The 20,702-nt window shown below is 70.8% G+C and carries 20 protein-coding genes and 1 pseudogene; 9 read left to right on the top strand and 12 right to left on the bottom strand.

What is annotated here, in order from left to right:
• The 8 genes from IE255_RS34330 to IE255_RS34300 all read right to left on the bottom strand — a co-directional run bounded on the left by IE255_RS34330 (position 1) and on the right by IE255_RS34300 (position 7,936).
• The gene (locus tag IE255_RS34330; protein ID WP_190054324.1) at positions 1-1,380 is read right to left on the bottom strand and encodes a YcaO-like family protein; all 1,380 of its coding nucleotides are present in this window, start codon (positions 1,378-1,380) and stop codon (positions 1-3) included.
• Complete coding sequence (locus IE255_RS34325; protein WP_190054323.1) at positions 1,377-2,858, bottom strand: CocE/NonD family hydrolase; 1,482 nt, start codon at positions 2,856-2,858, stop codon at positions 1,377-1,379. Before IE255_RS34325 ends, IE255_RS34330 begins: the two co-directional genes overlap by 4 nt.
• Positions 2,855-3,676, bottom strand: coding sequence for a hypothetical protein (locus tag IE255_RS34320; RefSeq protein ID WP_190054322.1), 822 nt, complete (start codon positions 3,674-3,676; stop codon positions 2,855-2,857). Before IE255_RS34320 ends, IE255_RS34325 begins: the two co-directional genes overlap by 4 nt.
• A gap of 94 nt (positions 3,677-3,770) precedes the next feature.
• The gene (amiA, locus tag IE255_RS40050; RefSeq protein ID WP_267975460.1) at positions 3,771-3,884 is read right to left on the bottom strand and encodes a streptamidine family RiPP; all 114 of its coding nucleotides are present in this window, start codon (positions 3,882-3,884) and stop codon (positions 3,771-3,773) included.
• 59 nt (positions 3,885-3,943) lie between these two features.
• A complete protein-coding gene (locus tag IE255_RS34315) occupies positions 3,944-4,765 on the bottom strand; it encodes an ABC transporter ATP-binding protein (RefSeq protein WP_190054321.1) in 822 nt (273 codons plus the stop codon).
• Between the two features lie 17 nt (positions 4,766-4,782).
• Positions 4,783-5,790, bottom strand: coding sequence for a FecCD family ABC transporter permease (locus IE255_RS34310; protein ID WP_190054320.1), 1,008 nt, complete (start codon positions 5,788-5,790; stop codon positions 4,783-4,785).
• Positions 5,787-6,863 carry a FecCD family ABC transporter permease gene (locus IE255_RS34305; protein ID WP_229906717.1) on the bottom strand — a complete coding sequence of 359 codons (1,077 nt, stop codon included), beginning with the start codon at positions 6,861-6,863 and terminating at the stop codon, positions 5,787-5,789. The genes IE255_RS34310 and IE255_RS34305 overlap by 4 nt, the downstream gene beginning before the upstream one ends.
• Positions 6,864-6,955: 92 nt before the next feature.
• A complete protein-coding gene (locus IE255_RS34300; RefSeq protein WP_190054319.1) occupies positions 6,956-7,936 on the bottom strand; it encodes an ABC transporter substrate-binding protein in 981 nt (326 codons plus the stop codon).
• A gap of 93 nt (positions 7,937-8,029) precedes the next feature.
• Here IE255_RS34300 and IE255_RS34295 point away from each other — a divergent pair, with 93 nt between their 5' ends.
• Positions 8,030-9,229 (top strand): hypothetical protein, encoded by a 1,200-nt coding sequence (locus IE255_RS34295; RefSeq protein ID WP_190054318.1) that lies wholly within the window; start codon positions 8,030-8,032, stop codon positions 9,227-9,229.
• A 105-nt stretch (positions 9,230-9,334) separates the two neighbouring features.
• Entirely contained in the window at positions 9,335-10,189 is an 855-nt protein-coding gene (locus tag IE255_RS34290; protein ID WP_190054317.1) for a class I SAM-dependent methyltransferase, read from the top strand.
• An 11-nt stretch (positions 10,190-10,200) separates the two neighbouring features.
• Here the strand turns inward: IE255_RS34290 and IE255_RS34285 are convergent, their stop codons facing one another.
• The 4 genes from IE255_RS34285 to IE255_RS34275 form a co-directional block, all read right to left on the bottom strand.
• Complete coding sequence (locus IE255_RS34285) at positions 10,201-10,692, bottom strand: hypothetical protein (RefSeq protein WP_190054316.1); 492 nt, start codon at positions 10,690-10,692, stop codon at positions 10,201-10,203.
• A gap of 39 nt (positions 10,693-10,731) precedes the next feature.
• A complete protein-coding gene (locus tag IE255_RS39600; RefSeq protein ID WP_229906716.1) occupies positions 10,732-11,082 on the bottom strand; it encodes an MFS transporter in 351 nt (116 codons plus the stop codon).
• Positions 11,082-11,741: an MFS transporter gene (locus IE255_RS34280; RefSeq protein WP_229906715.1), complete on the bottom strand. Its 660-nt coding sequence runs from the start codon at positions 11,739-11,741 to the stop codon at positions 11,082-11,084. The genes IE255_RS39600 and IE255_RS34280 overlap by 1 nt, the downstream gene beginning before the upstream one ends.
• Positions 11,742-11,894: 153 nt before the next feature.
• A complete protein-coding gene (locus IE255_RS34275) occupies positions 11,895-13,064 on the bottom strand; it encodes an ROK family transcriptional regulator (protein WP_190054315.1) in 1,170 nt (389 codons plus the stop codon).
• A 603-nt stretch (positions 13,065-13,667) separates the two neighbouring features.
• Between IE255_RS34275 and IE255_RS34270 the strand changes: the two genes are divergently transcribed.
• The 7 genes and pseudogenes from IE255_RS34270 to IE255_RS34240 all read left to right on the top strand — a co-directional run.
• Positions 13,668-14,945 (top strand): NAD(P)/FAD-dependent oxidoreductase, encoded by a 1,278-nt coding sequence (locus tag IE255_RS34270; RefSeq protein ID WP_190054314.1) that lies wholly within the window; start codon positions 13,668-13,670, stop codon positions 14,943-14,945.
• Between the two features lie 96 nt (positions 14,946-15,041).
• Positions 15,042-15,412, top strand: a pseudogene (locus IE255_RS34265) (FAD-binding oxidoreductase); the annotation flags it as partial.
• A gap of 435 nt (positions 15,413-15,847) precedes the next feature.
• Positions 15,848-17,197, top strand: coding sequence for an aspartate aminotransferase family protein (locus IE255_RS34260; protein ID WP_190054313.1), 1,350 nt, complete (start codon positions 15,848-15,850; stop codon positions 17,195-17,197).
• 23 nt (positions 17,198-17,220) lie between these two features.
• Entirely contained in the window at positions 17,221-18,300 is a 1,080-nt protein-coding gene (locus tag IE255_RS34255) for a phosphotransferase (RefSeq protein ID WP_229906714.1), read from the top strand.
• A 54-nt stretch (positions 18,301-18,354) separates the two neighbouring features.
• Positions 18,355-19,035 carry a haloacid dehalogenase type II gene (locus IE255_RS34250; RefSeq protein WP_190054312.1) on the top strand — a complete coding sequence of 227 codons (681 nt, stop codon included), beginning with the start codon at positions 18,355-18,357 and terminating at the stop codon, positions 19,033-19,035.
• A 347-nt stretch (positions 19,036-19,382) separates the two neighbouring features.
• Positions 19,383-20,474: a polyamine ABC transporter substrate-binding protein gene (locus tag IE255_RS34245; protein WP_190054311.1), complete on the top strand. Its 1,092-nt coding sequence runs from the start codon at positions 19,383-19,385 to the stop codon at positions 20,472-20,474.
• On the top strand, positions 20,467-20,702 hold a 236-nt coding region (locus IE255_RS34240; protein ID WP_373309671.1), incomplete at its 3' end, for an ATP-binding cassette domain-containing protein. The genes IE255_RS34245 and IE255_RS34240, both read left to right, overlap by 8 nt.

Here is a 20,702-nt window from a genome sequence, read left to right as displayed (position 1 = left end):
TCACATGTGGGGCGGAGGAGCCAGCGTGAAGTCCTCCGGCCCGGTCGGCGCGGTCGTACGCCAGCCACGTCCGACGGCGGCCTCGGCGAGACGCGGACAGCCGAAGTACCCGAAGGCGGCGGGCGCGTTGGGGATGAGCCCGGAGACGAGGACCCGGGCGACCCGCAGCGGGGTCTCGGCCACGTCCTCGGTGGTCACGTCGAACGTCATGACGCGATGGCCCCCGTCGCGGAGCGCGCGCTCGAGCCGGTCCCGGCTGCCGGACTCGACCGCCTCGATGGACACGACTCCGTGCGCGGGATCGGTGAACCGCCGTGCCTCGGGCGCCATCCGCTCGTCCAGCCACACCTGCACGTGCGCACCCAAGTCCCGTACGTGCTCGAAGTGTTCCCCGCAGGCATCGAGGTAGCGGCCGTCCTCGCGGTGGTCCAGGTAGAGGCCACGGGCGAGCAGCCCGGCCTCGACGGCCTGGAACACCCAGCCGTCGGGGTCGGTGAGGCCCTGGGTGAACACCCAGGTGTGGACGGCTTCGAGGACGGCCTTGCGGGCGGCCTCGGCCGGGTCGTACTTGCAGGCGAACCCGGCCGCATGGATGCCGAGCCGGGGATCACGGACGAGCGCGGCCATGCAGGGGGCGAACTCCGAGGGCATCTCGGCGAGCCATACGTCGAGCCCGGATCCGGCCAGGTCGTCGGTCAGACCGGGCACACTGGCCGGGTCGATGCCGCGGGTCGGGCCGTCGAGATGCCACCACACCTCCAGCGCGTCCCGCTCGACGATCTCCAGCAGACCGCGCTCGGCAGCGTCCTCGATCCCCTGCCCGGTGGCGATGCCCGCGTAGTTGAGGTGGTGGGTGCGGGGCAGCGAACGCAGGTCGCCCTGGCGCCAGTTGAGGTGGGTGAGCGCCACGGGCGCCCAGACCTCGGCCGTCTCCCCGCCGGGCAGCCGCTCCTGGCCGCGCGTCCACAGGGACGGGGTGTCGGGGGTGAGGCGGCGGTAGGGGAATTTGTCGCGGGCGTACTGCCAGTCGGCGTAGGCCGGCAGCTCGTCCGGCCCGTACAGCCGCAGGCCCTTCTCGGCCAGCTCGGCGGCCGTGGCACGCAGCGGCGCGTCGGGGTGGCCGGGCGGCGGTACGCGGTTGCCGCAGTACCGTTCGATGCCCTCGGCTATGGCGGCTATTCGGGCGCCCTCGGGGTCGCCGAAGGTGGTGCCGAGCGAGACTCGGTCTGCAGGCCACAGCCCGAGTTTGCGCGCGTCGGCGATCTCGGCGGTGAGCGCGGTGTAGCGGGGTGGCGCGCCCGCCGGGTGCTCGACGGGCTCGACCCTGCGGACGATGCCGCAGACGGGGTCGACGAGAGCTTCCAGCGGCAACGCCGTCATCGCAGGATCTCCTCTGCGGGATCGGTGGGAGTGGGACGGGTACGGAGCACGGGCAGCCGCAGCGCCACGCGCCCGGAGTCGACCGTGCGCCGGGAGGCGAGCAAGCGGGTGGCCGTGACCGGGTCGTCGCCGGTGTGGGGGTTACGGGCGTGGGCGGGGAAGTGGTGCCCGGCGATTTCGAGGCGGAGCCGCGTGCCCGCCGGCAGCCGCCGTGCGAGCCGGCCGAGCGCCACGCTGAACTCGGCGGCCTGCCCCGGGGGGTCCGCCCGCCGCACGACACCGACGGTCAGCCGCTCGGCCGTGCCGTCGGGTGTGACCGCGGCGAGCCTGGCGAACCAGTCGGCGGACGGTGTGTCGGCGGTGGCCCGCAGCCGCACCTCGGCGGGCCCGACGACGTCCAGCGGGCGGGGCAGCGGCGCGGTGACGAGCAGGCAGCGGTCGGGCGTGCCGTCGACGGGGACGGTCAATCCGTGGGAATTCACCGGGCGTTCGGGGTCGGCGGTGAAGGAGGCGCCGTGCAGCAGCCGTACGTTCGGACTGTACGGCTCTCCCTCCGTGTCGGCGGACATCCACAGTGAGCTGCCGCCCAGCCCGATCGCGCCGCGGTGCCCGTGTCCGAGTTCCCCGGCGAGGGCGAGGTGGGCCCAGCGGGCGTAGAGGTCGCCGAGGCTCGCCCGGTGTGCCGGCGTGGCGTCGGGTCCCGGGGTCGCGACGAGGCCGTGGCCCCAGGGGCCCATCAGCAGGCGCGGCGCGGGCCCGCCCCAGCGGTTCCACAGTGTGACGGTGTCCTCGGTGAAGTGGTCGTGGTGGCCGCCCACCGCGAGCAGGGGCATCGCGGCACCGCCTGCCCGGGAGCCGAACCGGCCGCGCTCGTGGTGCCGCCACAGGTCCGGCCAGGAGGGAAACGCGCGGCCCAGTCGCGCGGGGAGGTCGCTCACCGGCAGGTGGGCCAGCAGCCCGGGGTCGGCGGCGAGGGCCTTCTCCAGGGCCTCCTCGTCGGAGTCGCGCCGGTCGCCGTGGGCCGCCCACCACCCGGCGCGGGCCGCCAGCCGTTCCACGCCCGAGGGTTCGCGGGCCGTCTCTGCGGCGCCCAGCGCGGGCACGGCCGCGATGACGGCGTCGGGGCGGGCGCCCTCGGGCGCGTCGAGCGCCAGGGCGAGCGCGCAGTGCGCGGCGTAGGAGGCGCCCGCCGCCACCAGCCGGCCATCGCTCCAGGGCTGCCGGCGGATCCAGCGAGCGGTCGCCGCTCCGTCGGCGGCCTCGTTCTCGTACGGGTGCCACTCCCCTGCCGAGGCGTGCCGCCCCCGCACGTCCTGGACCACGGCGGCGAACCCGCGCCGCGCCCAGCCACGCAGCTCGGCGTGGTGGCGTCGCCGGTCGTAGGGCGTGCGGATGAGGACGGTTGGGAAGGGCCCGTCGCCGTCCGGGAGTTGGACGTCGGTGACGAGGCCCTCGACGGCCGTGGTGAACGGCGTCATCCGGTCGTCTCGGGCATCGGAGCGACCGCGGGGACGGGCAGGACGGGATGCTCGGTGACGGTCAGCGTGCGCAGGTCGACACGCCGAAGCCGGCGCCGGGCGGGCAGGCCGCCGCTGTCGGGGGCGCCGGTGGCCCACCGGGTGAGGTCGTCGGCGAGCAGGGCGGCGAGCAAACCGGCCGCGGGAGCCGTCAGGCGGACGGATCGGCCGGATATTCGCGGGCCGCTCCAGTAGGCGTCCAGCTCGCGGTGGGCGGGGGTGGCGGCGAGCCGGCGGGCGCGGACGTGGGCGGAGGTGACGTCACCGGCGGCGACCGCGAGGGGTTCGACGTACGCCTGCCAGCCCTCGCGGTGACAGCGCAGCCAGGCGACACCGCGCTCGGGCAGCCGGTCGGCCGCGTCCCACAGCCCTTCGGGCACGGGCCCGTCGAGGCACCACACGACGGCGGCGGGCTGTCCGTCCGCCGCTTCCCCGGGTGCTGCCGGCTGCGGCTCGGCGCCCTCGGCCCGCAGGCAGGCGGCCAGTGGTCCGGTCAGCACGGGGTCGCCCACCAGCCGGACGTCCCGGCGCTCGGCGGGCCACGCCGGACGCTGCACACCCTCCGTCAGGTATCCCGCGTCTTCGAAGGCACGGACGAGGCGGTCGAGTTCGGCGTCCGGCTCGCCCGTCGCCGCGCCGGAGAGCCTGGCGAGCAGCGCGTCCCGCTCCGTCTCGCCGGCCCGCACGCTGAGGAACTCCCCGTCGGCGGTTCGGACGGCGAGACCCCGCCCGGGCACGGCGACGACCTCGACTCCGGGTGCGAGCTGGCTGCGGGACACGTCGGTTCTCCTGTCGGGAAGGGCCGTGGAGGTGGGTGTGGGCCCGCCCGGAAGGCAGCGGGCGGGCCCACGGTCAAGAGCGACTAGCCCTTGCTCACTCCTCGTTGTCGTCGAAGGGGTTCTCGACGAGCGCGTTGGAGTGGGTGGCCGAGGCGTGGGCCAGCTGACCCGGGTCGGCGATCGGCGCGAAGACCTGCTCGTTCTCCATGAACTCTCCTTGTTCGCAAGGGAAGTGCGCGGCGTTCCGGTGAACGCCACAAGCAGAACTTAATGAATACGATTATCATTTGCTAGCCCTTGGAGAGGGTGATCCGGGTAACACACCGGCCAGCCGCCCTCGGGGTCCTGGCCCACCCGGCCCGCCACCCGGAGGACATCCGCCAGCAGTCCGGGCGTGACCACCTCCTTCGGCGGCCCGTCGGCCACCACGCGGCCGTCCCGCAGCGCCACGATCCGCTCGGCGAACCGGGCGGCGTGCGCCAGGTCGTGCAGCACCAGCACGACGGTGAGACCGCGCTCCTCGCGCAGCCGCACCACGGTCTGCAGCACATCCAGCTGGTGATGCAGGTCCAGGTAGGTGGTCGGCTCGTCGAGCAGCAGGACGCGGGTGTCCTGGGCGAGTGCCATCGCGAGCCGCACCCGCTGCCGCTCGCCCCCGGACAGCGCGTCGACGTCGCGCTCGGCCCAGTCCGCCACGCCGACGTCGCGCAGGGCCCGCCGCACCACGGGGTCGTCGCCCTCACGCAGCATGCCGAGCGGGCCCCGGGCCGCGTACCGCCCCTGCCGGACGAGCTGCCGTACGGTCATGCCGGGGACGGCCGGGGCCGACTGGTGCAGCAGCGCGACCCGCCGGGCGGTGGCGCGCCGGGAGAGCCGGGCGAGGTCGTCCCCGCCGAGCAGGACGCGCCCCTCGTCCGGCCGCAGCAGCCCCGCGGCAATCCGCAACAGGGTGGATTTTCCACACCCGTTGAGCCCGATGAGGGCGGTCAGCTCCCCCGGTTCGACGCTCATGTCGACGCCGCGCAGCACGGGTCGGCCGGGGTAGCCGAAGCGGACCCCCTCGACGCGGATCCCCACGGGCTCGGTCATGTTTCCCTCCGTCGGCATCAGAACGTACGGCTCGGCGCGCGGCGCACGACGACCAGCAGCAGCGCGGCCCCGAGGCAGGTGGTGAGTGCCCCGACCGGCAAGGTGAGCCGCCCGAAGTCCAGGGCGGCCGCCAGCAGCCGTGACAGCAGCTGCGCCGCCGCGTCCGACCCGCACACCACGGCCGCCCCCACCAGGGCGGCACCGGGCAGCGACACCCGCAGGTCAGAGCCGAACACGGCCACGGCGACATGCGGCACGAGCAGACCGACGAACCCCAGCGCCCCCACGGCGGCCACCGCACCCGCCGTCAGCGCCACCGCGCACAGCAGGGCCGAGGTCCGGGCCCGTCGCGTGGACAGCCCTGCGGCGGTGGCGAGTTCGTCCCCGCAGCGCAACAGCGTCAGGGGCCCGGCGAGCAGCCAGGCCGCGGCGCCCCAGGCCAGCGCCCAGGGCCACAGCAGGTGCCAGTGCTGCCACACCCTGCCCTCGGTCGTGCCGACGAGCCACTGCACGACGCTGCCCAGCTCACCCGGCGCGACCAGCAGCACCATGGCGGTGAGTCCGCCGAGCACCGCCGATACGAGGACCCCGTGCAGAGCGGTCTGTTCCGGGTCGCCCCGGCCGCGTCCGGCGAGCAGCCACAGCAGGGCGGCCCCGGCGCAGCCGCCCGCACAGGCGGCGACGACCACGGCGAGGGGCGACTCCCAGCCGGCGAGGCCGAGGGCGGTCGCGGTGACGGCCCCGAGCACCGCGCCCGGCGTCACACCCGTGACCTCGGGTCCGGCCAGGGGGTTGCGCAGCGCGGACTGCAGGACCAGGCCCGCGACGCCCAGGCACGCTCCCGCGCCGAGGGCCACCAGCAGCCGGGGTAGCCGGAGTTGGAAAAAGACGTGCCGTTCCGTCGCGTCGCCGCCTCCGCCGAGAACGTCCCAGACCACGGCCGGGGACAGGCCCCGCCCCGCCAGCAGTTCGGCGCAGGCGCACACGACGACGAGCGCGGCGAGCGCCCAGAAACGCCGGTTCATCGGGCCTCCCCTGCTGCGGCTGCCTCATCGGACTCTTGCTCATGGCCCTGCCCACGGGTCTCCGGGGAAGGGCCCTTGTCCGACGGCTCCGAGCGAACGGCATCGGAACCCTCCGCCCGTCGCCGGGCAGCCGGCCTCCGGTGGCCCGACCGGAGCAGGGCGACTCCGGCCGGCACACCGAGCAGAGCCGTCCAGGCACCGACCGGTGTCTCGACGGGCGCCAGGGCCAGCCGGGCCGGAATGTCGGCGACGACCACCACGACCGCGCCCCACGCCGCCGACCAGGGCAGCCAACGCACCGCGTCCGCAGTCGGGTTGAGCCGTCGCGCCAGATGCGGGGCGAGGAACCCGACCCACGCGACCGGCCCGCACACGGCCGTCACGGGCGCGATCAGCACGATGGCGATGGCCAGCGCGGCCAACCGGGCCCGCTGCGCCCGGACGCCCAGCGCCTCGGCGTCCTCGTCCCCCAGCCGCAGCACCGAGAGCACCGGCGCGCACAGCACGAGCGCGGGTGCCGCGACGAGCAGCCAGGGCCACAGCCCGGTGACGTCGTCCCAGGTACGGGCGGAGAGGGAGCCGAGCAGGTAACGGTAGATCAGCTGAAGGTCGAGCTGGTCGGCCATCACCATGAGCACGAGCAGCGCGGCCTGCAACGCGGCGGCGACCGCGGCACCCGTGAGCAGCACGGCGGACGGGCTGCGTCCCAACCCGGCCGCGAGCAGCGTGAGTCCGCCGCCGAGCACGGCCCCGCCGATCGCCAGCAGCGGCTGGACGGCGGCGGGGATGGACACCGCCAGCACCAACGGTGCGGCGACCCCGAACGCGGCTCCCGACGACACCCCCAGCATCTCGGGGATGGCCAGGGGATTGCGCAGCGCCTCCTGCAGCACGAGCCCCGCGGCACCCAGGCAGGCCCCGGCGGCCAACGCCAGCACCAGCCGGGGCACGCGCAGTTCGGTGACGACGATCCCGGCGAGGGTGGCGTCGGCGTCCCGCAGCGCGCTGGGCAGCTGGTACAGCGGCACATAGGGCGTGCCGAGGGTCAGTGCGCAGCCGGAGGCAAGGGCCACCAGTGAGACCAGCAAGGGCAGTTGCCACGGCACAGCGCTTCGCCCCCGCGTGGTCACGTCACCCGCTGCGGCCTTGGTCGCAGGGGGTGCGCTCACCGCAGGGCGGCCGTGGCCTCGTCGAGCACGATCCCCAGCGAGCGGGTGCCGCGCCCCTTGGCCCACACCTCGGAGTCGACCTCGTGAACGTCCCCGTTCTTCACGGCCGGGATCTTCCCCCACAGCGGGTTCTTGGCCAGCTTCTGAGACAGTTTGCCGTCCGTCTCGCCGAAGCTGATCGTCTCGGAGAAGATCACGTCGACGTCCGCCGCGAGGATCTCTTCGAGGCTGTAACTCCCCTCCACACCACGCGACTTCCAGGGGTAGTCGGCCAGCTTGGGGAACAGGCTGGCGGCCACGTCCGTCTCCGGGGTGGCCACGCCGAAGTTCTCGTCACTGCCGTAGATGACGATCGCGGTCTTGTCGCTCCTGGTCTGCTCGGCCTTGGCGAGCTTGGTGCGGAAGGTCTTCTCGGCCTTCTCGCCCTCGGCGGCACGGCCGGTGAGCGCGGCGGTATCACGCAGGTAACCCACGCTGTCCTGCCAGGTCTCCGGCTGCATGGGCCAGAACGTGGTCGCGCCCTTCAGCGCCGGGGCGAGCTTGCCGTGGGTGTCCTCCAGGCCGATCACCAGATCGGGCTTGTGGGAGAGGATCGCCTCCACCTCGGGAGCGATGAACCCGCCGGGAATGACGGCGACTTGCTTCGCCTTCTCCTCGCCCAGGAAGTCGGGATGTGCGAGAAGAGCGCTGTTCGTGGCCGTGGGGACGATGCCCAGCTCGGTCAGGATGTCGTCGCAGAGCGCGAAGAGGCAGACGATGCGCTCCGGTTCCTTCTTCAGGGAGATCTTGACGCCGTTCGCGTCCGTCACCTCCCGCGTGGCCTCGATGGGTTCGACGGTGACGTCGGTCTTGGGCCCGGCCGCGGCAGCGCGCTGCTCGCTCGCGGGTTCGGTGGACGCGCCGCATCCGACCAGGACCGACCCCACTACCGCTGCGGCGACGCAGCTTCGGACGAATCTCGACGGTGAGCGCAGCATCGATGCCCTCGCTTCTTCCTTGTTGGTCCCCAGACCCGGTAAACATACCTGATAATCGTTTTCAGTTGACCCTTTTCTGCGATGGAGGGACCGATGACCACGGCTCCACTGCTGCTCGTCTCCGACCACGTGGCGGGGCACCTCCATGTACTGACCGTGCCCGGCGGCACCGAGAGGGGCCGCCTGACGGGCCGCCACCTCTCCGAGCACGCCGGATTCCTGGCGCTGCCGGGTGGGCGGGCGGCTTGCGTCGACGACCGCAGGGGCGAGCTGCTGGTGCTCGACCCGTTCGGCCAGGAGCTGGTCGAGGCCGCGATTCCGGTCGCCGTGCCCGCCGAGCACCTCGCCGTCGACCCCTCCGGCCGGTGGGCGGCCATCACGACGGGCCTGGGCGAGAACGGCGAGCCGTGGTCGGATCTGCTGACGGTCGTCGACCTCACCACGGGGGACGCGGCCCGGGTGCGCACCCGCGTGGGCGAGCCGGGAGTGATCGTACTGGGCGGCGGGGACCCCCTCGTCGTCCTGCGGCACAGGGAGCCCGGCTCCCTGGCGGTCCACCGGTTCGCCGACCTGCTCGGCGCGCCGCCCGGCTGCCCGACGGCAGCACCGCACGCCCACCTCCCGCTGCCGGACGACGGACACGGAGACGCCCAATCCCCTGACGGCAGCCAGGTCTTCGCGGCCACCGGCGAGGGGGTGCACCGGGCGCGCCGTGCAGGAGACGCACTCGTGGCGGAGCCGGTGATCCCGTGGGGTTCCCCCGCCCGGGGCTGGTATCTGCGGCTCGACCCGCGGCGGCCGGCACTGTGGTCGACGCTGCGGGGCGGCCCGGCGGACCCCCTGCGCTGGCCGGAGTGGACGAACCAGGCGTGGTGCCACGACCTGGACGCCGACCGCACGACCCTGACAGAGCTCGGCCCGGGACTCGTCTTCCGGCTGGCCCTCGCCCAGGACCACACCGCCTTCACCCGCGTCCACCCGGACGGGGACGAACTGATCCTGCTGGACGCCGACGGCAAGACCGCCCACCGCGTCCCCCTCCCGGCCATGGACGGCGCGCCCCGCCGCGGCGGCACCCCCTGGGACGGCGTCCAGCGCCGGGCGGTGGCGGCCTCACCGGGCGCGGACTGGGTTGCCGTCACCCGCGGCGGCCACGGCGAGGTGCACCTCTTCGACGCCCGAACGGGCAGCGAGACGGCCCGCTTCACCCTGGACACGCCCTTGCACCACGGCGGCCACGCGATGCTGCGCACGCGGACCGACAGGGCCGAAAGCGACCCTCTGGGCCGGTGACAGCGCATCCGCAACGGACAGCGAGGCCGCACGCACGGTAGCCTGACACACTGTTAGTTATGGGATCCATTTTCATGTAGCGTTGGACGAGCGAGGGGGACCGCCATGACGGAGAGCACGGAGCACGGCGTACGTCTGGGAACCGTCCAGGAGACCCTGCTGATACCGCTGTACGGCCGGGCAGTGGAGAACCGAAAGCAGGACGCCGTCCTGCGCGACCCACGGGCCGAGGAGATCGTCGCCTCGATCGACTACGACTTCGGCCGTTTCGACAACCTGCCCAGCCTCATCGGCGCCGTACTGCGCACCAGCCTGTTGGACCGATGGGTGGCGGAGTTCCTCGCCGAGCACCCCGACGGCACCGTGGTGGAGATCGGCACCGGCCTCAACGCGCGCTACGACCGCGTCGACAACGGCCGGACCCGCTGGTTCGACCTCGACCTGCCCGACGTCATCGAGCTGCGCCGCACCTTCTTCGACGACACATCGCGCCGGACGATGGTCACCGCCTCGGTGACCGACGAGACGTGGGCCGACGCCGTGGCCGCCGAGAGCGACGGCCCGTACCTCTTCGCCGCCGAAGCGGTCCTGCCGTACCTCGCCGAACCGGACGTACGGCACGTCGTCGACCTGCTCGCCGAGCGCTTCCCCGGCGCGCTGCTCGCACTGGACACCGCCGGCCCCTGGATCATCTCCCACCAGGACGAACACGACGCGCTGAGCAAGGTCGAGGCCAAGATGCGGTGGGCCTGCGCCGACCCGGCCCTCCTCGCGGACTGGCAGCCGGGGACGCGGGTTCTGGCCTCCCACACACTCACCAGCCTGCCACCGCAGATGTACGACGAACTGCCGACCACCTACCGGGAGATGCTCTCCGGCCTCGCCGAACAGCGGCTGCCGCAGGTCGAGGAGTACCGGCTGACCCTCGTCCAACTGCCCCGTCCTGAGCGGCGTCGATAGAGCTTCAGTTATCAACGGCCGTCCAAAATCTCCCAAGAGTTGAAGAGCACTCCGCCCAACGTGGTGATGCGATAGGAGCGAACTGCGCGCCACTCGCCCCGGGTCAGGACCGAGGTGTCGACATCTGAGAGAGGCATGGTGAGCTGCGCGCGATTGAGCACTGTGAATCCCAGGTCGCCGAAGGCGGGGGCCCAAGGTGGCACTGCCGAGAACTCCTCGGTGTACCAGTTCCGGCGTTCCTGAGCGAACGCGATCCAAGGGTGGTGGGCGTGACACAGGATGACGCACTCGCCTGTGCCTTCGAACACCGTCGCGGCGTGAAACGTGCGCGGGTACGCCTGCTTCTCCAGCTCACCCACCTTGCCTCCGGCAGCCCGGGCGGCTGCGTACAGCGCGGTGCGAAAGGTCGAGAGGTCGGTCTCGGGAAGCGGGCCGTCCTTCGGGCGGGAGAAGCCCGACGCTCCCCGCGGAAGAGTGAAGCCTGCGTTCTCGTCGTTGACCATGTGCTCATCTTGCCCATGAGTACGCCGAGTTGCGGGCGTTCAATCTCGGAGGGAGAGCAGGAGACCGCCGAGGGCCAGGGACATCCAGACGGCCAGATAGGTGAAGGCGACGGCCGGGGACACGGCAGTCCGGAGCAGGCCGTAGGCGATGGCGAACGCCGCGACGCCGCCCGCCGGAACGAGCACTGGTCCGCGGCTGCCGAGCCGGTCGGCGAGTCGCCCGGCGGGGACCGAGGCGATCGTGGCGGCCCCGTTGTAAGCGGTGTAGAGGCCCAGTGCCATCGTGGTCGCGGTCTGTGTGCCGTGGCCGGGCGCGAGCAGATCGGTGGCCCGCAGGATCAGCAGGGTCGCGGCGACGTTGCCGGCGTCGAAGGCGGCAACCGACGCCATCAGTGTGCCGAGGTCGCCGCGTAGGACCGGCCGGATACGGATGCGCAGTGGCACCTTGTCGCGGCTGGTGGGCCGGGGAGTGTGGCGGATCGCGTAGATGATCGCGGCGGCGAGCACTCCGGGGAGACGGACAGCCCGATCGCCCACTTCACGCCGAGCCAGGCGACCTGGGCCGGCGCCAGGAGCGGGCCGAAGATGGCGCCGAGGTTGTCCATCATGCGCTCGAAGCCGTAGGCGCGGCCGTAGGCCTTGGCCGGGACGATGTCGGCGAGCAGCGCGTTGCGCGCGGGGACGCGCAGGCCGCGCGCGGTCCAGGCGGCGGCGCGCAGGACGCCGACCTGCCACACGGCGGTGGCCGCGGCGGCCGCGGCGGTCGCGGCGCCCAGGACGGCGGTCGTGGTGTAGCCGCCGACGGCGACCGCGCGGCGGCGGGCCGGGTCGTCGGCGAGCATTCCGCCGCCGAAGCGGGCCGCTCCGGCGAGGGCCGCGGCCGGGGCGCCGAGGGTGGAGGTCAGCAGCGACGGCAGCAGGGCGGTCGGGATCTCGTGGCCGACGTCGGCCAGGAAACTCGCGGTGCCGATCCCGCGGACGCCCGGGGTGCATCGCTCCTGTTCGGCGGTGGTCTGGCCGGCCGGCGACGGGACTGGCGCGTGGGCCATCCCATGAACACCCGGTACCGGCCTTGGCGGAAGCTGGATCCTCGACCACCCCTTCGCCGCCGGCCTGATGGCCGCCGTCTGCATCGGCCTGTACGCCGTCTTCAAACGCCGCGACCGACTCTGAGCACCTGCCTTGTCCGGCCTGCCTTGCCTTCAGAAGGCCGGTGCGGAATGCTCGGCGGCCTGGCTCTGGCGCCGCGCTCCGAGTATGGCGTCGCGCAGCCGTTCCTGAGCCATCGTCAGGCACGCGTAGACCGCTCCTTGGGCCGTCGACAGACCGATCAGGTGCGGACCCGTCCTGATCTCCGGCACCGCCGGAAGGCTCTGGTCGAGTCGCCTGCGCACCTCGGGAAGCACTTCGTCGACGAGCGGACGCAGGCGGCCCACGAAATAGACGGACTCGGGGTCCAGCGTCACGGCGACGACGCTGACGGCGGTGACGATCGCCGTGGTGAACGCCTCCAGCACGTCGGCGCGCGCTGCCTCGTCGTGCGGTTCCTGCCAGAGATCCTCGATGCGCTCCAGGTCGAGCCCCCGCTTGCGGGCGAACCGGAGGAGACCTCGGGTGCTCAGCAGCTCGTCGAGGACCTCGTCGCCGGCTCCGGAGGAGAGCACCCCGATGTCGCCGAAGGTGGGCGTGTTCCCGCGGGCGAGCTCGTGATCGGTGCAGCTGGCGAAGTTGAGTATGGTGCTGACGCTGAAGAGCGCGGCGTTGGTGACGGTGGCGTCGTTCGTGAGGATCCCGAGCAGGGACGCGTTGGCATCGCTGTCGAGGAGCACGGGGGCCTCGACCAGGTCCTCGATGGCTCGGTGGAGGTCAGAGCCCGCGAAGATCCGCATGGGTTCCGCGGGGCCGAAGATCTCCGTGCCGCCCCGGACCCGGCCGGGCACGGCGGCGACGATCTGACGCAGGGGGCCCTGCGCGGACGCCGCGGTCTGCTCGACCAGGTCGACCAGCCATCGTGCTGCGTCCCCGACCTCCTGGTGCTCGGCGGTGGGAACCGTCACGCGGTGGATCTCGCGGCCCCTCAGGTCGGTCACCAGGACACCGGTGGTCTGTGCGCCGAAACTGATCCCGACGACGTGCCCGGTCGTGCCGGGCAGATCCAGATAGGTGGACCGGCGGCCGCGGCCGGTGACCTCGTCGACCCCGCCGTCGACGACGAAGCCGTCGGCCCGCAGTTCCTCCACCGCTCTGGACACCGTGGCCTTGCTCAGGCCCGTCAGCTCGATGAGCTTGTTCCGTGTCAGGGGCGCGTGGGAGAGGAGCACGTCGAGGACCGACGCCTTGTTGTAGTCGCGAGAGGTGGGGTTGGTGGTCACATGATGACCATAGCGAGCCCGGTATGCCGATCGGGCTGGGACCGGCTTGGGCGTGATGATGGTGGTGGGCTTCGACTCGGTGACGCGAGGCTGTTCCCGTGCGCCCGTGGTTCTCACCCGGGCGGGCTGGGGCGGGTCCCTGTCCACGCCGTTCGCCGTGCCGGAAGGATCTCGGCTCATCTGTCATGCACTCCGAAGGGTCCCCGGAGCACTCCTGGGCAGCATCGCCGCACGGCGGCGCAGGCCAGGACGCTGGGGGGGTCGATGACCAACTGATTGTCGGCAGCGAGCATCGATCAGACGGTGGACCCCTCTGCGGTCAGCCGCCGCAACGCCGTTGACGTCGCCGGGCGGATCGCCCTGTGTGCAGGACGACTTGACCGCATGTCGGCGAGCGTACCACTCGCATTCAGCGCCTTTCCGCCGACGTCAGCGCACTACGGCGGGGCACCTCCCCAAGAAGTTTTTAGTTTCAGATTGGAACTGGAACTAAGAATGGTATGATCTGAACGCAGCAGCGAGCAACTGGTCTCGGCGGACCTCGAACGGCCTGACTCACGTCGTTCAGAGCGGCTGACGGCACTGGCAGGAGAGAGCAGCGACATGAAGTTCACCCCCTACTGGCTCGACACCGCTCCCCAGGGTCCGGACAGATCCAGGACCGACATCGGCGGGCGCGTCGACGTGGCGATCATCGGAGCCGGCCTGACCGGCCTCTCGGCGGCACTTCACCTGGCGCGCAAGGGCGCCAACGTGCACGTCTTCGAGAAGGAGACGGTCGGCTTCGGCGCGTCGGGGCGCAACGGCGGCATGGCCACCCTCGGCATGTCGATCGGATTCCGCTCCGCGATCTCCCGGTACGGCTTCGACACCGCGAAGCAGTACCTGCTGGCCTACCACGACGCGGTCGACACGATCGAGAACCTCGTCAAGGAAGAGGGCATCGACTGCGACTTCGCCCGCACGGGCAAGCTGAACCTGGCGTCCAAACCGGCCCACTTCGAGGGTCTGCGCAAGACCCACGAGATCATGTCCGGCCGGCTCGGGATCGAGACCCGTCTGATTTCCAAGAGCGAGCTCCACACCGAGATCGGCTCCGACCTCTACCACGGCGGGATGGTCGACGCCAGGAGCGCCGGACTGCACGTCGGCAAGTTCACCAAGGGGCTGGCCGAGGCCGCCGCGCGGATCGGCGTCACCATCCACGAGAAGGCACCGGTCGAGAAGGTCAAGCGGCTGGGTGGCACGCGACATGAGCTGGTCACCCCGCGCGGCACCGTCCGCGCCGACCAGGTGCTCGTCGCGACCAGCGGCTACACCCGCCGGCCGTTCCGCTGGCAGCAGGTGCGGATCGCGCCCGTCGGCAGCTTCATCATCGTGACCGAGCCACTGGGCAAGGACGTCTGCGACCTGCTGCTGCCGAACCGGCGGATGGCATCGACGTCCCTGAACCTGCTGAACTACTTCCGCATCACTCCCGACCAGCGGCTGCTGTTCGGCGGCCGCGCCCGGTTCGCCATGTCCAACCAGCAGTCGGACGCGAAGAGCGGGCGCATCCTGCACAAGGCGATGACCGAGGTCTTTCCGCAGCTCACGCACGCGCGCGTGGACTACTGCTGGGGTGGTCTGGTCGACATGAGCATGGACCGGATGGTGCACGCCGGTGAGCACGACGGGCTGTTCTACTCGCTCGGCTACTCCGGCCACGGCGTCCAGATGGCGACCCACATGGGCAAGCAGATGGCCGAGTACATGAACGGCGACTCGGGCGCCAACCCCTGGAGCGACCTGCCCTTCAAGCGGATACCGGGCCACTTCGGCCCGCCCTGGTTCCTGCCCTTCGCGGGCGGCTTCTACAAGTTCCTCGACGTCATCAAGTAGGCGCTGGACAGAGATGCTCAGCACATGTGTGGAGCACCGTGAGGTTCTCCGTGCCGCCGCGCCGCATGCAGCTGGTATATCAAGGGCGGCGCATCGATGACGGCCGCCGTCACGTCCCTGGTCGTGCGGCTCGCCGAGTTCGCGCCCGGTCTGCGGGTGAAGATCCCCCGCCCTGGGGCGACGGGCCCGTATGCCTACGACGCCTCCAACTACCGTGTGCCACCGGCGGGCGTGGCCTTCCCGCGTACCGCTGACGACGTGGTCGCGGTGCTGCGGGCCTGCCGGGAGGCGGGTGTCCCGGTCACGGCCCGGGGCGGTGGCACGAGCATGGCCGGCAACGCGGTCGGGCTCGGTGTGGTCCTGGACTTCCCCGGTACACGAACCGGAACCTGGATATCGACTCGCAGGCGCGTACCGCACGGGTGGAGGCGGGTGTCGTCCTGGACGCGCTGCGCAGGGCGACCGCCTGATCCACCGAGTGCGGCCCGGAGCGGTCGGCAACGGCCCGCACGCCGTCAGCCTTCACGATCTCCAGGGCCTCGACATGGTCACTGGTCCGCCCGTCACTGGGATCGACGAGTTCCCGAAGTACCAGTACGCCGCGGTGCCCGTGCGACGACGGCGTTCGTGCCCTGACACACGCCTCAGCCCGCACCGCGCGGACCGCCCCGCGTCCGGCCCCCCTCCCCCAGGCCGGGCGCGGGGCATTGGCCTGTCAGTGGCCTCAGCGGCCGTCGAGCAGCCCTTGGACAGCCCCTCACCGCACCCCCGACAGCGCTACTGCGCTGGTAGCAGAGTCCGCCCAAAAAGTTTCTAGTTTCAGGTTGGAACTGGAACAAACGATGGTATGGTTTCAGCCACAGCAGCGAGCAACCCGTAAAAAGACTGAAGGTGCGCCTGCGATGACTTCCACGCTGAGTCGAGCGATTGCCCACTACCCCAACCGGTTCGACCCGGGGGTGCTGAGCGAGCTCCCCGAACATCTCCAGGAGACCATCCGGCGCCGTAACAAGGTGCTGGGTCCTGGCTACACGCTCATCTACAAGGAGCCGGTCGAGTTCGTCTCCGGTCACGGGGCCCACCTGATCGACCGGGACGGCAACGACTACCTCGACGCCTACAACAACGTTCCGTGCGTCGGGCATGCCCACCCGCACGTGGCCGAGGCCGTCTCCCGCCAGATGGCGGCCGTGAACACCAACACGCGCTACGTCCAGGAAGCACTGGTCGACTACGCGGAGCGGCTTCTCGCGACCTTCCCCGAGGAGCTGTCCAAGCTGAGCATCGCGTGCAGCGGCTCGGAGGCGAACGACCTGGCGATGCGTGTGGCGAGGTTCCACACGGGCGGCGAGGGCATCATCGTCACCCGCTGGGCCTACCACGGCATCACCCGTGAGGTGGCGAGCTTCTCGCCGACCCTGGGCGCGGGCTCCCCGCTGGGCCCGAACGTCCGGCTCATCGACGCCCCCGACCCTCGCCTCGTCGCGCCCGGATCCACGCTCGACGAGCACATGCGGCAGCAGGTGCGCGGCGCGATCGCCGACCTGGAGCGCCACGGCTACCGGCTCGCGGCGCTGATCACCGACTGCGCCTACAGCAGCGACGGCATCTTCACCGACCCGCCCGGCTACATGCAGGCCATGGTGGAGGAGGTGCACGCGGCCGGCGGTGTCTACATCGCGGACGAGGTCCAGTCGGGATTCGCCCGGCTCGGGGAGTCGATGTGGGGCTTCAGCCGCCACGGCGTGCTGCCGGACATCGTCACCATGGGCAAGCCGATGGGCAACGGCCTGCCGATCTCGGGGGTGGTGTTCCGCCCCGAGGTGAGCGAGGAGTTCGGACAGAACGTCCGCTACTTCAACACCTTCGGCGGCAGCTCGATCCCCGTGGCCGCCGGCGCCGCGGTGCTGGACGTCTTCGAGAAGGAGAACGTGCAGCAGCGCGTCCTGGAAAGCGGCAACGCTCTGCGCGCGGGGCTGCGGGAGATCACCAAGGACTCCCCCTACGTCGCCGAAGTCCGCGGCGCCGGTCTCTTCGTCGGCGTCGAGATCGTCAAGGACCGGGAGACCCTCGAGCCCGACCGCGCACTGACCGAGGATGTCATCAACGACATGCGCGATCGCCGCATCCTCATCAACGGCACGGGCGAGTCGGCGAACACGCTGAAGATCCGCCCTCCGCTGGCCTTCGACTCCGCCGATGTGACCCGATTCCTGGAGACCTTCGCCGAGGTCGCGAAGAACCGTCTGTAGCAGGCCGGCCGAAGGGACTGACCGTGAGCACCTCACCAGCTCCGAACTTTGTGCAACGGCTGCTCGAGGAGAGCGGCCTGACCTCGTCTCACGAGCCCATCTACCTGATGCTGGTGAGCATCCTCCTTGAGGACCACTACCACCTCGGCGGGCGCCTGGAGCGACTGGCGACCGAGAAGGACGACACGTTCAGGCTCAGCACCGACTCGGGCAACCACCTCGTGAAGGTCTCACCACCCGACGAGGCGGAGGCGGTCGTCGATCTCCAGACCGCCGCCATGCGCTACCTCGAAAGTACCGCTCCGCAGTTGCCCGTCCAGCGGGTGAAGCTGACTGCCGACGGAGACGACAATGTCACGCTCACGCTCAAGGACGGCAGGACTCGGGTCCTGAGGGTGTTCGACTTCGTCGACGGCCCGGTCCTGGCCCGGACGAACCCGGACGCGGAGCAGCTCGCCAAGGTGGGCGAGATGCTGGGCCTGATCGACGTGGCGCTCAGGACGTTCACGCATCCGGCGGACCGGCGAGGTCTGGCATGGGACATCCGGCACTTCCACCAGCTGACCGAACTGGTCGAGCACACGCCGGTCCCCGAGCACCGCCAGTTGGCGCGAGCGGTCTTCCAGCTCTTCGAGGAAGCCGTCGTCCCGAGGCTGAGCGATCTCGAAACGCAAGTGATCCACGGCGACTTCAGTCCCTACAACGTGGTGGTGGATCCGAAGAGCGATCGCTTCGTCACCGGTGTCATCGACTTCGGCGACACCATGCGCAGTGCGGTGATCTTCGACCCCGCCGTCCCCATGGCGAACCTGCTCGGCAGGACGCCGGATCAGCCCTGGCAGGAAGCCTGCGCCTTCGCCGCCGGCTACCAACGGGAGCGGCCGATCAAGGCCTCGGAACTCCCGCTGCTCCCGGTCGCCGCGCTGGCACGACTCACCCTGCGCGCGCTGCTCACCAACTGGCGAGCGGAGCGCGCCCCCGAACGGCGCGAGTATCTCCTCGATCACGCCAAGGACGACTGGATCAATATCGAGCGTTCCTTGACGGTGAACCTGGACGACGTCATTGCGCATCTCGCGGAAGCCCATGACGGGCATTCCTGAAGAGGTAGTTCCGACCCTGTGCAGTTTCCATCAGATAAAGATTGGAGCATCTTCATGGCCATTCCCTCGTTGCAGTTCCGTCCGAAGTACGTCTCGTTCGACTGCTACGGCACGCTGATCGAGTACCCGATCACCCCCATCACGTACGACCTCGTCGGCGACCAGATCCCCGCCGAGAAGTGGGACCAGTTCGTCCGGGAGTTCCGCGGCTACCGCTACGACCAGGTCCGCGGCGAGTACTACCCCTACGAGCAGGTGCTCCAGGACTCCTTCGAGCGGGTCTGCCGCAAATGGGGCGTGAAGGCGGCCCCGGACGCGGGCAAGCGCTTCGCCGACGGCGTGCGCAGCTGGGGACCCCACCCGGACGTGGTGGAGCCGCTCAAGAAGATGGCCGAGCACTACAAGCTGGTCATCCTCTCCAACGCCGACGACTCCTTCCTCGCGGAGAGCGTGCCCAAGCTCGGGGCGGACTTCCACGCGGTCCTCACCGCTGAGCAGGCCGGCTACTACAAGCCCCGGTACGCCGCGTTCGAGTACATGCTCGAGAAGCTCGACGCGTCCCCCGAGGACTTCGTGCACGTCGCCTCGCACACCCGTTACGACCACCAGTCGATGCACGACATGGGCTTCCGCAACCTGGTCCTGCTGGACCGCGGCTACGACCCGGTGACCCACGGCTACGACTATGTGACCGTGAAGTCCCTGGACGACCTCAACACCATGCTCGGCATCTGACCCGAGGCAACACCAGTCCCGCACGGCAGACACCCGAGCTTTTCCCACGGCTTGTGCTGCCGTGCGGGACGAATCCGGTGCCTCCCGCACCCATTCCACTGATGCACTGCGGTCCCAACGGTAATCAAACGATAGAAAATACACCGTCGTGATAGTGCCGCTGTGGCGATAGCGTGCCGCACCACCGCGCGTTTCATTTCCTTTCTTCTCTTCCCCCGGTCTCGCTCGGCGGCCTGAGCCGCGCGTTTCCGTCCGTCATTACGGCGTTCCAACCCCCTCCGCCGGGACCAGCAGGTCCCCGCATCACGGATTCCCCGTATCCCCAGCGATTTCCAGGAGGCCCTGCCATGGAAGGCAACCGGATAGGACGCAGAACCGTACTCCGCACCGCGGGCGCTCTGGCCGCTACCACTGCGCTGGCCGGCTGCGGCACGAGTTCCGGCGAAAGCCGCGGCTCGTCGAGTGGCGGCGGCAAGAAGAGACTTGTCGTCAGCAACAGTGGTGGCGCCTACAGCGACGCGTTGACCAAGGCGATCTACGAGCCGTTCACCAAGGAGACCGGCATCACGGTCACCACGGTCAACTACCAGTCGGCGCAGGTCATCGCCCAGGTCAAGCAGGGCCGTCCGCAGGTCGACCTGATGGACAACTCGCTGCTGATCTTCCAGAAGATGGCGCGCCTGGAGTGTCTGGAGCCGGTGGACTACGACCGGCTGAAGAACGTCAAGGGCTCCGGCATCCCGGAGGTTCAGCTGCCGCAGCACGCGGTCGGCAAGAACGTGTGGGCCAGCCTGATGGCCTACCGCACGGACAGCCTCAAGCGCGCCCCGAAGAGCTGGGCCGACTTCTGGAACCCGGACGCCTTCCCCGGTCCGCGCTCGCTGCAGAGCGCGGACGCCGACATGCCGGAGCTGGAGTTCGCGCTGCTGGCCGACGGGGTGCCGCTGGACAAGCTGTACCCGCTGGATGTGGACCGGGCGTTCGCGTCGATGTCGCGGATCCGCGGCGATGTGAAGAAGTTCTGGAACACCGGCGCCCTGCCGGCGGTCCTGCTGGGCCGTAAGGAGGTCGTGGCGACCAGCCTGTGGGGAGGCCGCGCGGATGAGCTGATCAAGCAGGGGCAGCCGGTCGCCTACCAGTGGAACGGCGCTCGCCGGATGACCAACGGCTGGGGCATCCCGAAGGGCGCGGGCAACACGGACGCCGCCTACCAGCTGATCGACTTCTCCCTGCGCCCGGAGGTGCAGGCCGCGTTCGCCAAGCTGTACTCGGGCAGCCCGGTCGTCCCGGCGGCCGTCAAGCTGCTCTCCGAGGACGATCTGGTCAACCAGCCGACCTCGCCGCAGAACCTGAAGACCGGGTTCGACGCCGATGTCGCGTGGTGGGACAAGAACCGTGACGCCGTCATCAAGCGCTGGCAGGAGTGGGCCGATGCCTGAGCGGACCACGAGTCTTACCGCCGGGAAGCTGTCGGCCGACGATCTCGCCGCTGCGCTGGCTCCACGGTCGTCCTCACTGACGGGTAAGTCGCTGTCGGTGACGGGCCTGCGGAAGTCCTACAGCGGCACGACGGTCGTCGACGGCGTGGACATGGAGATCGCGGCGGGTGAGTTCGTCACCTTCCTCGGCTCCTCCGGTTCGGGCAAGACCACCACGCTGATGATGCT

The sequence above is a fragment of the Streptomyces lomondensis genome, assembly GCF_014651035.1.
Lineage (GTDB): Bacteria > Actinomycetota > Actinomycetes > Streptomycetales > Streptomycetaceae > Streptomyces > Streptomyces lomondensis.
This window is presented reverse-complemented; position numbering and strand designations above follow the sequence as displayed.

Bases quoted from the DNA above. Each gene is read 5' to 3' on its own strand.
- IE255_RS34330 (WP_190054324.1), bottom strand. From the start codon at position 1,380: ATGACGGCGTTGCCGCTGGAAGCTCTCGTCGACCCCGTCTGCGGCATC.
- IE255_RS34325 (WP_190054323.1), bottom strand. From the start codon at position 2,858: ATGACGCCGTTCACCACGGCCGTCGAGGGCCTCGTCACCGACGTCCAA.
- amiA (WP_267975460.1), bottom strand. From the start codon at position 3,884: ATGGAGAACGAGCAGGTCTTCGCGCCGATCGCCGACCCGGGTCAGCTG.
- IE255_RS34315 (WP_190054321.1), bottom strand. From the start codon at position 4,765: ATGACCGAGCCCGTGGGGATCCGCGTCGAGGGGGTCCGCTTCGGCTAC.
- IE255_RS34310 (WP_190054320.1), bottom strand. From the start codon at position 5,790: ATGAACCGGCGTTTCTGGGCGCTCGCCGCGCTCGTCGTCGTGTGCGCC.
- IE255_RS34300 (WP_190054319.1), bottom strand. From the start codon at position 7,936: ATGCTGCGCTCACCGTCGAGATTCGTCCGAAGCTGCGTCGCCGCAGCG.
- IE255_RS34295 (WP_190054318.1), top strand. From the start codon at position 8,030: ATGACCACGGCTCCACTGCTGCTCGTCTCCGACCACGTGGCGGGGCAC.
- IE255_RS34290 (WP_190054317.1), top strand. From the start codon at position 9,335: ATGACGGAGAGCACGGAGCACGGCGTACGTCTGGGAACCGTCCAGGAG.
- IE255_RS34285 (WP_190054316.1), bottom strand. From the start codon at position 10,692: ATGGTCAACGACGAGAACGCAGGCTTCACTCTTCCGCGGGGAGCGTCG.
- IE255_RS39600 (WP_229906716.1), bottom strand. From the start codon at position 11,082: ATGGCGTCGGTTGCCGCCTTCGACGCCGGCAACGTCGCCGCGACCCTG.
- IE255_RS34280 (WP_229906715.1), bottom strand. From the start codon at position 11,741: ATGGCCCACGCGCCAGTCCCGTCGCCGGCCGGCCAGACCACCGCCGAA.
- IE255_RS34270 (WP_190054314.1), top strand. From the start codon at position 13,668: ATGAAGTTCACCCCCTACTGGCTCGACACCGCTCCCCAGGGTCCGGAC.
- IE255_RS34260 (WP_190054313.1), top strand. From the start codon at position 15,848: ATGACTTCCACGCTGAGTCGAGCGATTGCCCACTACCCCAACCGGTTC.
- IE255_RS34250 (WP_190054312.1), top strand. From the start codon at position 18,355: ATGGCCATTCCCTCGTTGCAGTTCCGTCCGAAGTACGTCTCGTTCGAC.
- IE255_RS34245 (WP_190054311.1), top strand. From the start codon at position 19,383: ATGGAAGGCAACCGGATAGGACGCAGAACCGTACTCCGCACCGCGGGC.